General features: G+C 75.2%; 15 protein-coding genes. 9 read left to right on the forward strand and 6 right to left on the reverse strand.

Features of this window, described 5'->3' with window-relative positions:
• Positions 1–4: 4 nt before the first annotated feature.
• The 6 genes from DT057_RS18060 to DT057_RS18085 all read left to right on the forward strand — a co-directional run bounded on the left by DT057_RS18060 (position 5) and on the right by DT057_RS18085 (position 5,676).
• Complete coding sequence (locus DT057_RS18060) at positions 5–937, forward strand: branched-chain amino acid ABC transporter permease (protein WP_128563495.1); 933 nt, start codon at positions 5–7, stop codon at positions 935–937.
• 31 nt (positions 938–968) lie between these two features.
• Positions 969–1,898 (forward strand): branched-chain amino acid ABC transporter permease, encoded by a 930-nt coding sequence (locus DT057_RS18065; protein WP_128563496.1) that lies wholly within the window; start codon positions 969–971, stop codon positions 1,896–1,898.
• Positions 1,895–2,665 carry an ABC transporter ATP-binding protein gene (locus DT057_RS18070; RefSeq protein WP_128563497.1) on the forward strand — a complete coding sequence of 257 codons (771 nt, stop codon included), beginning with the start codon at positions 1,895–1,897 and terminating at the stop codon, positions 2,663–2,665. Before DT057_RS18065 ends, DT057_RS18070 begins: the two co-directional genes overlap by 4 nt.
• Complete coding sequence (locus DT057_RS18075; RefSeq protein ID WP_128563498.1) at positions 2,652–3,308, forward strand: ABC transporter ATP-binding protein; 657 nt, start codon at positions 2,652–2,654, stop codon at positions 3,306–3,308. Before DT057_RS18070 ends, DT057_RS18075 begins: the two co-directional genes overlap by 14 nt.
• 98 nt (positions 3,309–3,406) lie before the next feature.
• On the forward strand, positions 3,407–4,861 hold the full coding sequence (locus DT057_RS18080) for an aldehyde dehydrogenase family protein (RefSeq protein WP_128563499.1): 1,455 nt from the start codon (positions 3,407–3,409) through the stop codon (positions 4,859–4,861).
• Positions 4,862–4,926: 65 nt separating this feature from the next.
• Positions 4,927–5,676 (forward strand): SDR family oxidoreductase, encoded by a 750-nt coding sequence (locus DT057_RS18085; RefSeq protein WP_128563500.1) that lies wholly within the window; start codon positions 4,927–4,929, stop codon positions 5,674–5,676.
• Positions 5,677–5,682: 6 nt separating this feature from the next.
• Here the strand turns inward: DT057_RS18085 and DT057_RS18090 are convergent, their stop codons facing one another.
• A complete protein-coding gene (locus DT057_RS18090; RefSeq protein WP_128563501.1) occupies positions 5,683–6,579 on the reverse strand; it encodes a LysR substrate-binding domain-containing protein in 897 nt (298 codons plus the stop codon).
• Between the two features lie 161 nt (positions 6,580–6,740).
• Here DT057_RS18090 and DT057_RS18095 point away from each other — a divergent pair, with 161 nt between their 5' ends.
• From DT057_RS18095 to DT057_RS18105, 3 genes are all read left to right on the forward strand, one after another.
• Positions 6,741–7,010, forward strand: coding sequence for a DUF1127 domain-containing protein (locus DT057_RS18095; RefSeq protein ID WP_203236308.1), 270 nt, complete (start codon positions 6,741–6,743; stop codon positions 7,008–7,010).
• Between the two features lie 168 nt (positions 7,011–7,178).
• On the forward strand, positions 7,179–8,303 hold the full coding sequence (locus DT057_RS18100; protein ID WP_128563502.1) for a zinc-dependent alcohol dehydrogenase family protein: 1,125 nt from the start codon (positions 7,179–7,181) through the stop codon (positions 8,301–8,303).
• 431 nt (positions 8,304–8,734) lie between these two features.
• Positions 8,735–9,172: a tellurite resistance TerB family protein gene (locus DT057_RS18105; RefSeq protein WP_128563503.1), complete on the forward strand. Its 438-nt coding sequence runs from the start codon at positions 8,735–8,737 to the stop codon at positions 9,170–9,172.
• 55 nt (positions 9,173–9,227) lie between these two features.
• Here the strand turns inward: DT057_RS18105 and DT057_RS18110 are convergent, their stop codons facing one another.
• The 5 genes from DT057_RS18110 to soxZ form a co-directional block, all read right to left on the reverse strand.
• On the reverse strand, positions 9,228–9,539 hold the full coding sequence (locus tag DT057_RS18110) for a nitrile hydratase accessory protein (protein ID WP_203236310.1): 312 nt from the start codon (positions 9,537–9,539) through the stop codon (positions 9,228–9,230).
• Positions 9,536–10,228 carry a nitrile hydratase subunit beta gene (gene nthB, locus DT057_RS18115; protein WP_203236309.1) on the reverse strand — a complete coding sequence of 231 codons (693 nt, stop codon included), beginning with the start codon at positions 10,226–10,228 and terminating at the stop codon, positions 9,536–9,538. The genes DT057_RS18110 and nthB overlap by 4 nt, the downstream gene beginning before the upstream one ends.
• Positions 10,225–10,875: a nitrile hydratase subunit alpha gene (nthA, locus tag DT057_RS18120; RefSeq protein ID WP_128563505.1), complete on the reverse strand. Its 651-nt coding sequence runs from the start codon at positions 10,873–10,875 to the stop codon at positions 10,225–10,227. The genes nthB and nthA overlap by 4 nt, the downstream gene beginning before the upstream one ends.
• A gap of 52 nt (positions 10,876–10,927) precedes the next feature.
• Positions 10,928–11,629: a sulfur oxidation c-type cytochrome SoxA gene (gene soxA / locus DT057_RS18125; RefSeq protein WP_238313794.1), complete on the reverse strand. Its 702-nt coding sequence runs from the start codon at positions 11,627–11,629 to the stop codon at positions 10,928–10,930.
• A 173-nt stretch (positions 11,630–11,802) separates the two neighbouring features.
• Positions 11,803–12,123: a thiosulfate oxidation carrier complex protein SoxZ gene (gene soxZ, locus DT057_RS18130; RefSeq protein ID WP_128563506.1), complete on the reverse strand. Its 321-nt coding sequence runs from the start codon at positions 12,121–12,123 to the stop codon at positions 11,803–11,805.
• Between the last annotated feature and the right edge of the window lie 5 nt (positions 12,124–12,128).

Here is a 12,128-nt window from a genome sequence, read left to right on the forward strand (position 1 = left end):
CGCGATGTCCTGGCTCTCCGAGAACGGGCTCCTCGTCGGCCTCGCGCTCCTCGACGGCCTGTCCTACGCGGCGGCGGTGTTCATGGTCGCGGTGGGGCTGAACCTCGTGTTCGGCGTGCTGCGGGTGCTGAACGTCGCCCACGGCAGCCTCTACGCCATCGGCGGCTACGCGGCGGCCTCGCTCGGGCTGTTCGTCGCGTCGCTCGGGGCGCCGCCCTGGGCCGGCCTGCCGGTCCTGCTCGCGGCGGCGGTCCTCGTGGGGGCGATCCTCGGGCCGCTGATCGAGCGGCTGCTGCTGCGGCGCATGCAGGACCGGGAGCCGGTGCTCCAGCTCCTCGTCACCTTCGCGCTGTTCATGATCCTGGAGGATCTCCAGAAGCTCGTCTGGGGCGTGCAGCCGGTGGTGTTCGACGCGCCGCTGAAGTGGCTCGGCACCGTCGACGTGCCGTTCGGGACCGACGTGATCCCGTTCACCGCCTACCAGCTCTACGTGCTGCCCGGGGTGGCCCTGGCGACGCTCGCGGGCCTCGCCTACGTGCTGCGCTTCACCCTCGTCGGCCGCATGGTGGTGGCCGTGACGGTGGACCGCGAGGCGGCCCGCGCCCTCGGCATCGACGCCGCCAAGGTCACGCTCCTGACCTTCACGGCGGGCGCGGCGCTGGCGGCCCTCGGCGGCGCGCTCGCGGCCCCGACCGTGTCCCTGGTGCCGGGGGTCGGCGCCTCCACCATCGTGCTGTCCTTCGCGGTCGTGGCGACGGCGGGGCTCGGGCAGGTCGAGGGCGCGGCGGTGGCCGCCCTCCTGATCGGCCTCGGGCGCTCCTTCGCGGTCTACGTCGCGCCCGAGTTCGAGGTGGTGGTGCCCTACGCCATCATGGTGGCGGTGCTGCTGTTTCGCCCGCAAGGGCTGTTCGGCGTCGCGGAGACCCGGCGGATATGAGGGGCGGCCCGGCGCCCCCCGAGGAGGCACGATGACCCGCCTGGGCGAAACCCTCCTGGCCCTCGCCGGGGCCGCGGCGGTCCTGGCGCTGGCCTACGCGGTGCCGTGGCTGCGCTTCGTGCTCACCATCGCGCTCGCCAAGGGCCTGGCGGTCCTCGGCATCCTGCTCCTGCTGCGGGCCGGCCAGGTCAGCTTCGGGCACGCGCTCTACCTCGCGCTCGCCGCCTACGGGATCGCCTTCGGGACGATGGCGGTGCCCGAGGCCCTCGTGCTGATCCCGGGCGCGGCCCTGCTCTCCGGGCTCGTCGGCCTCGTGATCGGGCTGTTCGTGGTGCGCTACCGCGAGATCTTCTTCGGGATGCTCAACCTCGCCCTCAGCATGGTGTTCTACTCCGTCCTCGAGAAGTTCTACGCCGTCACGCACGGGGCGGACGGGATCCGGCTCGGCCCCGTGACCTATCTCGGCCGGCCGCTCGCCGGCGAGGCGGCGGAATGGGCCGTGCTCGCCGTCGCGCTCGGCCTCGCGCTCGCCTTCGGGGCGCTCGTGCGGGTGGCGCTGGCCTCGCCCCTCGGCGAGGCGCTCGCCGGCATCAAGACGCGGGAGACGCGGCTCGACTTCATGGGCGTGTCCCCGAGGCGCGTGCTGCTCGCCGCCTACGTGGCCTCCGCGGTGATGGCGGGCTGCGGCGGCGCCATCATCGCGCTCACCACCCGCCACGTCACCCCGGCCATCGCCTACTGGACGACCTCGGGCGAGCTCGTGTTCATCGCGATCCTGGGCGGGGCCGGCAGCGTGCTCGGGCCGTTCCTGGGCGCGGCCGCCTACGAGCTGACGCGGGTCTACGCCGCGGCCCTCGTGGCCAATGCCTGGCAGATGGTGCTGGGCCTCGTGCTCCTCGCGGTGATCGTGTTCGCGCCCGGCGGCCTCTGGGGCATGATCGCCCGGCGGAGGCCCGCATGAGCGTCCTGCTCGCGGCCCGGGGCCTGCGGCTCGCCTTCGGGGGATTGAGGGCCGCCGACGGCATCGACCTCGACGTCGAGGCGGGCGAGTTCCTGGCGATCATCGGCCCGAACGGGGCCGGCAAGACCACCTTCATCAACATGACGACGGGCTACCTGCGGCCCCAGGGCGGCAGCATCGCGTTCGAGGGCCGGCCGGTCCTCGGCCTGTCGCCGCGCCGGATCGTCGGCCTCGGCATCGCCCGCAGCTTCCAGCTGCCGCAGCTCTTCTCCGAGCACACGGTGCTCCAGAACGTGGCGCTGGCGGTGGCGGCCCGGGAGGGCGTGTGGTCGGCGCTGACGCCGCTCCTGCGCCCGCGCTACCGCGACGAGGCCGCGGAGCTGATCGGCCGCTTCGGCCTCTCGGGCATCGCCGGGGTGCGGGCGGACGCGCTGAACGAGGGCGCGCGCAAGCTCGTCGACATCGCCATGGCGGTGGCGCTGCGCCCCCGCCTGCTCCTGATGGACGAGCCGACGAGCGGCGTCGCGGCGGCGGAGAAGATGGCCATCGTCGAGACGCTGGTGCGGGTGCTGCGCGAGGCCGGGGTGACGGCGGTCTTCGTGGAGCACGACATGGAGGTGGTCGGGCGCTTCGCCGACCGGGTGGCGGTCTGGGGCCAGGGCCGCATCGCGGCGCTCGGGGACCCGGCGACGATCCTCAACGACCCGGAGGTGCAGCGCACGGTGATCGGCGTGGTGCCGGCGGGGGGCGCCCATGCTGCGGCTTGAGGCGGCGGCGGTCGAGATCGCGGGGACGCCCGTGCTGCGCGGCGTCGATCTCGCGGTGCCCCCAGGCGGGCGCGTGGCCCTGATCGGGCGCAACGGCGCGGGCAAGACCACCACATTGCGGGCCCTGATGGGCCTGCTGCCCCTGCGGGCAGGCCGGGTCGTGCTCGACGGGCGGGACGCCGGCGCCGTGCCGGCCCACCACCGGGCGCGGCTCGGCATCGGCTACGCCCCGGAGGAGCGCCGGCTGTTCGGGAGCTTCTCGGTGCGCGACAACCTGCTGCTGCCGGCCCAGGTCCTGGGCCTGCCGCGGGCGGAGGTGGAGCGCCGGCTCGACGCCGTCTACGGGCTCCTGCCGGAGCTGCGGGAGTTCGGGCCCCGCAAGGCGGCGGGCCTGTCGGGCGGCCAGGGCAAGATGGTGGCCCTCGGGCGCGCCCTGATGGTCGGCACGCGGGCGGTGCTGCTCGACGAGCCGTTCCAGGGCCTCGCCCCGGCGCTCGCCCTGCGCTACGCCGAGGCCCTGGCGCGCCTGCGCGCGGCGCTGCCCGACGTCGCGATCCTGATCACCGAGAGCAGCCCCGACCTGCTGCGCTCGCTCGTCGACAGCACGATCCAGATCGAGCGCGGGGAGATGACCTGCGCCTGATGTCCGGACGGAGGGGCGCGGGAGCGCGTCCTGCCGCCCGGGACCGCCCCGGGGGCCGCGAGGCCCCGGGCGGTCCCCGCACAGATTGGAGCTTTCCCATGACCATCCACCAGACCTTCACCACCCACCAGAACTTCATCGGCGGCGAGTGGCGCGGCACGGCCGAGAGCCTGGCCGTCCTCAACCCCTCCGACGGCCAGGAGATGGCCCGCATCGCCCGCGGGGGCGCGGCCGAGATCGACGCCGCCGTGGCGGCCGGGCAGGCGGCCCTCGACGGCGCCTGGGGCCGCCTCGACGCGGTCTCGCGGGGCCGCCTGCTCCTGCGCCTCGCCGACCTGATCCGCCGCGACGCCGAGACCCTGGCCCGGATGGAGAGCGAGGACGTCGGCAAGCCGCTCACCCTCGCGCGCAACGACGCGCAGGTCTGCGCGCGCTACTTCGAGTATTACGGCGGCGCCGCCGACAAGGTGCACGGCGACACCATCCCGTTCCAGGACGGCTTCACCGTCATGACCGTGTGGGAGCCCCACGGCGTCGTCGGCGTGATCGTGCCCTGGAACTATCCCCTGCAGATGACCGGGCGCTCCGTGGCGCCGGCGCTGGCCATGGGCAACGCCGTCGTGCTCAAGCCCGCCGAGGACACCTCGCTCACGGCGCTCCACCTCGCCAGGCTCGCCCAGGAGGCGGGCTTCCCGCCCGGCAGCCTCAACGTGGTCACGGGGCTCGGCGAGGAGGCGGGCGCGGCGCTCGCCGCGCATGCGGGCATCGCCCACGTCAGCTTCACGGGCTCGCCCGAGGTCGGCACGCTGATCCAGGCCGCGGCGGCCCGCAACACGATCCCGGTGACGCTCGAGCTCGGCGGCAAGTCCCCTCAGGTGGTCTTCGCCGACGCCGACCTCGACGACGCGGCGGCCACCATCGTGCGGGGCATCACCCAGAATGCCGGCCAGACCTGCTCGGCGGGCTCGCGGGTGCTGGTCGAGGCGCCGGTCTACGACAGCTTCACGGCCGACCTCGCGCGGCGCTTCGAGGCCCTGAAGGTCGGGGCGGGCTCCCAGGACCTCGACCTCGGCCCGGTCGTGAACGCGCAGCAGAAGCGCCGGATCGAGGGCTACCTCGCGCTCGCCGGCCGCGACGGCCCGCGCATCCTGGCCCAGGGCGCGCTCGGCACCAACCTGCCGGAGGCCGGCTACTACGTGCGCCCGACCTTGATCGGCGACGTCGGTCCCGATCACCGCCTCGCCCAGGAGGAGATCTTCGGGCCCGTGCTGGTGGCGATCCGGGTGCGGGACGAGGCCGAGGCGCTCCGCATCGCCAACAACACCCAGTACGGCCTCGTCGCCGGCGTGTGGACGCGCGACATCGGCAAGGCGATGCGCCTCGCCAGGGGGATCCGGTCGGGCCAGGTCTTCATCAACAATTACGGCGCGGGGGGCGGCGTCGAGCTCCCCTTCGGCGGCGTGAAGCGCTCGGGCCACGGCCGCGAGAAGGGCTTCGAGGCGCTCTACGGCTTCGGCGCCCTCAAGACCATCGCGATCAAGCACGGCGCGTAGGCGCCCCACCCGCTGCGTCCGCCGGGGGCGGAGCCCGACGACGCGCTCACACAGGGAGAACGAACATGAGGCTCGAAGGCAAGGTCGCGATCGTGACGGGCGCCGGCGGCGGCTTCGGCGAGGGCATCGCCAGGCGCTACGCGCAGGAGGGCGCCCGGGTGGCGGTGCTCGACCTGCGGGGCGACGCCGCCGAGCGGGTCGCGCGCGAGATCGGCCCGAACGCCATCGCGATCGCGGCCGATGTCGGCGTCGAGGCGGACGTGAACGCCGCGGTCCGGCGTACCACCGAGGCCTTCGGGGTGCCCCACATCCTGGTCAACAACGCCGGCACGACGCACCGGAACCAGCCGCTGATGGACGTGGACGAGGAGGCCTTCGACCGGGTCTTCCGCGTCAACGTGAAGTCGATCTTCTACTTCGTGCGCGCGATCGCGCCGGCCATGCGCGACAACGGCGGCGGGGTCATCCTCAACGTCGGCTCGACGGCCGGCATCCGGCCGCGGCCCGGCCTGACCTGGTACAACGCCTCCAAGGGGGCGGTGAACCTGATGTCGAAGTCCCTCGCCGTGGAGCTGGCGCCCTGGAAGATCCGGGTCAACGCCCTCTGCCCGGTGATGGGCGAGACCGGCCTGCTCGAGGCCTTCATGGGCGTGCCGGACACCCCCGAGAACCGGGCGAAGTTCATCGCCACGATCCCCCTCGGCCGCATGTCCCGGGCCGAGGACATCGCCGCCGTGGCGCTGTTCCTCGCCTCCGACGAGGCGGCGTTCGTCACCGGCGTCGAGATGCCGATCGACGGCGGCCGCACCGTGTAGGCGGCCTCAGGCCGGCGCCCCCGCGTCCTCCTGCGCGAGGGTGCGCCGCAGCCAGTCGACGAAGGCCGCCGCCGCGGGCGCGAGCCCGCGCTCGGCGGCCGGGACGGCCGCGAAGCCGCCGGCGAAGCGGTGGAAGCCGCACGGGGCGACAAGGCGGCCCGCCGCCAGCTCCTCGCGCACGAGTCGGCGCTCGACAAGGGCGAGCCCGAGGCCCGACAGGGCCGCCTCGATGCACAGGCCGGTATGCGGGAACGTCAGGTCCCGGTCGGCCCGGACCTCCCAGCCGGTGCGCGCCTCCCAGGTCGGCCAGGACCCGGGCGTGTACTCGTGGCCGATCCGGGTCGCGACGCGGCAGCACCCGGCCGCGAGGGCCGCCGGATAGGCCGGCGCGCAGACGGCCCCGAACGCCACGTCGCCGAGGTGGATCGCCCGCGCCTCGTCCCGGACCGGGTGGTCGAGGCGGTCCCAGGTGAGCGTGAGGTCGGCCCCCTCGTCCCGGACCTCGCGGGCCGAGGTCATGGTGAGCCGGACCTGCACGGTCGGCCGCTCCCGGTAGAAGCCCGCGAGGCGGGGCACGAGCCAGCGCATCGCGAAGGTCGCCCCGCAGGCGAGGTGGACGTTCGGCCCGCGCCCCGCATCCCGCAGGCGGCGGTAGCCGCGCTCGATCTCGTCGAGGGCGCCCGCCACCACGCCCCGGAAGGCCTCGCCCCCGGGCGTCAGGCGCAGGCCCGTGCCGGCCTTCTCGAACAGCGCGACGCCGGCATGGTCCTGGAGCGCCCGAACCTGGCGCGACACCGCCCCGTGGGTGCGCCCGAGCTCCTCCGCCGCCCGGGTGACCGAGCCGAGGCGCGCGGCGGCCTCGAAGGCGCGCAGCGCGGACAGGGGCGGCAGGTTCCGGGGCATGGGCGCATTCGTGAGTTTCGTGCACGCAGCACGCTGAAGAACTCACTATACGGCCGGCGGGCGCCGGACTAGAGCCATGTTCCGACGCCGTGGCCGCCGGACCGGCCGACCAGGTGCCGCCCGCGCAGGAAGCCCGGTCCCGAAGCGCCAGGAGACCGTCCGTGACCGCCACCGTGATCCCGTTCCCCTCCGGCCCCGGCCCGGTCGCGCCCGCGCGGGCGCAATGCGTGAGTCCCGCGCACGAAGCACGGCCCCCGGAGGACCGGCGCCCGGCCCTCTGGTGGCGGCGCTGGTCGGCGCGCCGCCGGCTCGCCCGCGAGCTCGACGGGATGTCCGAGGCGGCCCTGGCCGATGTCGGGCTCACCCGCGCCGAGGCCCGGGCCGAGGTGCGCCGGCCGTTCTGGCGGGGCGGGGCGCACGACGGGGGGTGACGCGGGGGGGCTCCCCCAGGGCCCCGCTCGCGCGAGCCCCGCTCGCCCGGAGGACCGCGCCGCGCCGGCGCCGGAACGCGGCGCGACCCGGTTGACCGGCCGGGCCGCCGCTGCCAGCGTGACGGCAACGAGGGCCGCGCGCGCCCTCCCGGGAGGACGATCGTGACGATGCGAGTTCGCGCAGCCGTGCTGCACCACGCCCCCGTCGCGCGGCCCTACGCGACGAGCAGGCCCCTGACGATCGAGACCGTCGACCTCGCGCCCCCCGGGCCGGACGAGGTGCTGGTCAAGATCGCGGGCGCGGGCCTGTGCCACTCCGACCTCTCGGTCATCAACGGCGACCGGCAGCGCCCCGTCCCGGTGGCGCTCGGGCACGAGGCCTCGGCCGTGGTGGAGGAGTGCGGCCCCGGTGTCGCCGATCTCGCCCGCGGCGACCACGTGGTGATGTCCTTCGTGCCGACCTGCGGCGGCTGCATGCCGTGCCGGGAGGGGAGGGGGGCGCTGTGCGAGCCCGGCAACGCCGCCAACGGCCTCGGCACCCTGCTCTCGGGCGCGCGGCGCATCCGCTGCGACGGCGTCGAGGTCCACCACCACAGCGGCGTCTCCGCCTTCGGCGAGTACGCGGTGGTCTCCCGCCGCTCCATCGTGAGGATCGACCCGGAGATCCCGCTGCTCGAGGCCGCCCTGTTCGGCTGCGCGGTGATGACCGGGGTCGGCGCCGTGGTGAACACCTGCGGGGTGCGGATGGGCCAGAGCGTCGCGGTGGTGGGCCTCGGCGGCGTCGGCCTCTCGGCCCTGCTCGGGGCGGTCGCGTCCGGGGCGGGCCGGGTCGTCGCCGTCGACCTCTCGGAGGACAAGCTCCGGATCGCCCGGGAGCTCGGCGCCACCGACACCTACCTCGCCTCCGACCCCGACGCCGTCGCGCAGATCCGCAGCGCCACGCAGGGCGGCGTCGACCACGCCCTGGAGATGGCCGGCTCCGTGAAGGCCTTCGACACCGCCTACCGGATCACCCGCCGCGGCGGCACGACCGCGACCGCCGGGCTCGCCAACCCCAGCCAGGTCCTCACCCTGCCGCCCGTGGGCCTCGTCGGCGAGGAGCGGGTGGTGCGCGGCAGCTACATGGGGAGCTGTGTCCCGGCCCGGGACATCCCGCGCTACATCGCCCTCTACCGGCAGGGTCGGCTGCCGGTGGACAAGCTGATGACCGGGACCCTGACGCTCGACGCCATCAACGAGGGCTTCGACCGCCTGGACCAGGGCCAGGCGATCCGGCAGGTGATCGCCATGTGATCGCCAGGCGATCGCCATGTGAGGACGGTCCCGCGGGGCCCGTCGCGACGAGCCCCGCCGGGTGATCCCGGGAGCGGCGCGCGCCCTGCGGGGCGGGGGCTCGCCACGGGTAGCGGATGCCGGCCCGGCCGCCGCCCACCGGGTCGCCGCCGATGCGGTGATCCGCCCGCACGAGGCCCGGCAGCCCCGTCTCGATGGTGACCGCCGTGCCGGCGTCGCTCACGTTGACGGCGCCTTAGCCGAGTTGCGCGATCGCCCGGGCCGGTCGCGGCCCGCCGGAGGGGTCCGCCGCACGCGGCCGCCCGCCGTCACATCCCTGCACTTGCCGGCCACGGCGCAGTTGTGCATCGATTCGGCCTCGATCTCGAGGCGCGGGCGACCTTTCTTGGCGTCGCCGGCCCGCTCCGCACGCCGCGCTCAAGGACCACACCATGGGGATTTTTCAGGATGCGTTCACCCGGTTCGGCCGGGTCGTCATGTCGTACGCCGGCGACACCGTGTTCCTGCACGCGGCCTGCTCGGCGGCCGCCAACGTGATCCTGGCCGACCGGGAGATCGACGAGGAGGAGATCGAGACGGCCCTGAGCGACCTCGGCAACAACCCGATCCTGCAGAAATCCTACAGCGTCCTGAAGCTGGAGCAGGAGCTGCACGAGGCCATCGCGCGGGCCAAGAGCCGGGCCGGGCGGCTCGAGAACCTGCGCCTCGTGCAGGCCATCGCGCCCCGGGCGCTGGAGCAGCGCCAGGACGTCTTCCTGATCGCCGCCGACGTGGCCGACCAGGGCGGCATCAGCGAGCTGGAGCACAAGGTGCTCGACGAGGTCGCCGAGGCGCTCGGCGTCGAGAAGACGGTGCTGCTGGGGGTCTGAGACCCCCGCGGGAACGCCCGGCTCCCGGCGGGCCGCGTCGCCGAAGGGGGCGGGGTCACGCCCCCGGGTCGTTCGCCAGCGTGATCGGCTGGCCGTGCGGGGTCGCGGCGGCGGCCCGGGCGAAGGCGGCGCGGCGCTCCGCCAGGGCCGCCGCGCTGGTGAGCCCGCGGGCGGCGAGCAGCCCCTCGATCGCCTCGAGCCAGAGGGCGTAATCCGCCGGGCGCTCGCCCCCCCGGCTCGCCGCCCCGAGGGCCTCGGCCCACTCGCCCCAGGTGAACAGGCCGGCATCGTGCAGCGACACCACCAGGGCGAAGGTCTGCGCCTCCCAGGGAGCCGCGAAGACCGGGGGCTCGGGCGGCCGGCTCACGCGGCGGGCTCCGCCCGCGGGGGCTCCGCCCGCGGGGGCTCCAGGTAGCTCTCGAAAGCGTTGACGGAGACCGCGAGGTTGGGGTCGGCCTCCTCGCCCCAGAGCGCGATGCCGGAGAAGCGCACGGTGTAGAGCCATTGCGGGGCCTCGCCGGCGAAGTGCGCGTTCGAATCCGGGAACACGAAGCCGCCGTGCACCCGCTCGACCACGCCGGTGCGGCCGCGGACGTAGCGCGGCAGCCGGGTGTGGCCGCGCGGGTTGATCAGCCGGGCCGTGACCTCGTCGCCGACCGCGAAGCGGGCCGGCTGGGCCACCGCGCGGTCGCTCGGGAAGCCGCGGGCGAACAGGGGGGCGACCTCCTCGGCCTTGAGCACCCGGGCGACCGCCGCCGGAGGCGCGAGCGCGGCGCCGGCCGCGAGCTCGCCGGCCTCCACGAGGCCGTGCCGCTGCACCTGCCGCTCCAGGGCCTTGAACCAGATCGCGTAGTAGCTCGACGTCAGGTACTCGCCGGGTGGGAGCGATTCGCGGGCGGCGCGGCTGGCGTCGAGGTTCCAGGTGCCGGTGAGGCCGAGCGCCATGGCCATGGCGAAGACCCGGCGCTCCCAGTCCGCGTGGAACCAGGGCTCGTCGGCCTCGTGCCCGACCGGCCCGAAGCCCTGCATGCCGCCGAGATCCTGTCCGCCGTTCATGAGCGCACCACCTGGTCGGGGGCGAGGGGCAGGCCGGTGCCGATCATCGCGTCCCGGGTCACGAGGTCGGCCAGGGAGGCCTCGTCCAGCCCCTCGGTGCCGGGCGGGCGCATGGGCAGCACCATGTAGCGCAGCTCCGCGGTCGAGTCCCAGACCCGGATGCGTGTCGTCTCCGGCAGGACGGTGCCGAACTCGGCCAGCACGCCCCGCGGTTCGATCACGGCGCGGGAGCGGTAGGGCGGCGACTTGTACCAGACCGGCGGCAGGCCGAGCACCGGCCAGGGGTAGCAGGAGCACAAAGTGCACACGACGAGATTGTGCTCCTCGGGCGTGTTCTCCACCACCACCATGTGCTCGCCGCCGCGGCCGCCGACGTCGAGCTCCCGCATCGCCGCGCTGCCGTCGGCCAGGAGCCGGGACCGGAAGCCGGGATCGACCCAGGCCCGGGCCACCACCCGGGCGCCGTTGTGCGGCCCGACCTTGGTCTCGTAGGTCTCGATCAGGGTGTCGAGGGCGGCGGGGTCGACGTAGCCCTTCTCGACGAGGACCGATTCGAGCGCCCGCACCCGCAGCTCCATCGGCGACAGCTCGCTGCCGTGGCGATGGTCGTGGTCGTGATCGTGGTCGTGGTGGTGATCCTGCGCCATGCCGCGCCTCCCTGTGCCCCGAGGATTAGCGCGCGGGCGCGTCGGCGTCACCTCACGGGCGCACCGCCGGCGTCTCGACCGGCAGGGGCGCGGCCCGCTGCATCAGGTAGAGGGTCAGCGCGACGGTCTCGGGGCCCCCCTCGGGCAGGGGCTCGGCGCGCATGCCCGCCAGGCAGTTGCGCAGGCGGCGCTCGAGCGAGCCGAGCCCCTGCCACTCGAGCCGGTAGAGCGGGTAGCCGTTCGGGTGGCCCTGCGGGATCGGGCTGGCGCCGAGGTGGCGGCCCCAATGGGCGTCGTGGCAGGCCGCGCAGGAGAAGCCGAGCTGGCCCCGCGGCGTCGCGAACAGGGCGCGGCCCTCGGCCCGGGCGGCGTCGAGGCGCGGGTCGGCGGGCGGGGCGAGGGGCAGCCCGCGCGACTGGTTGCCGAGGAAGGCCGTGAGCGCCAGGAGGTCGTGCCCCTCGCGGGCGAGCGGCGCGGCGCCCTGGTGGCGGGTGCGGCAGAGGTTGACCCGGTCCTCGAGGTCGACCGGGCGTCCCGCCGCCGCGTCGAAGGCCGGGTAGCGCGCCGCGACGCCGCGCATCGTCCCGTCCCGGTGGCAGCCGGCGCAGGCCGGCCGGCCCGCCGGCGCCGCCGCCCAGAGTTCCGCCCCGTCCTGGACCCAGAGCATCCCCGGATTGGCGGCGTCGTCCAGCTGCATGCTCCGCGTCCCGGGCGCCAGGGCGTCGAGGCCCGAGCGCCGCTCCCCGGGCGGGATCTCCTGCGCCGGGGTCTCCCGCGCCGGAGCCTCCTGCGCCGGGGTCTCCCGCGCCGGGACCGGCGCGGCGAGGAGCCCGGCCGCGAGGGCGAGCCCGAGGACCCGCCCGGCCGGCGGGCGTGTCGCGCGGGCGGCCGCCCCCCGGCCGGGCGGGCGGCCCGTGCCGGAGGCCCTCACGTCACCTCGATGGCGACGTCCTGCGTCTGCGAGAAGCCGTTGTCGCCCGTCCAGGTGAAGCTCAGGGTGCCGCTGCGGGTCGCCACCGTGGTGAAGGTCAGGTAGGGGTTGGCGGCGGTGGCCGGGAAGAACTCGGCCCGGAAGACCTCCTCGCCGTCGTAGCGGCAGACGAACTCCGTGACGATGTCCCGGGGCAGGAGGCGCCCGGCCGGGCCGGGGCGGTAGCCGGTCTCCATCGGGTGGGAGAGCAGCGTCTTGATCTCGATCACCGCACCGGCCCTGGCGGTCCTGGGCAGGTTGATCAGCGCGCGCGCCATGGCGG

Source organism: Methylobacterium crusticola (genome assembly GCF_003574465.1).
GTDB lineage: Bacteria > Pseudomonadota > Alphaproteobacteria > Rhizobiales > Beijerinckiaceae > Methylobacterium > Methylobacterium crusticola.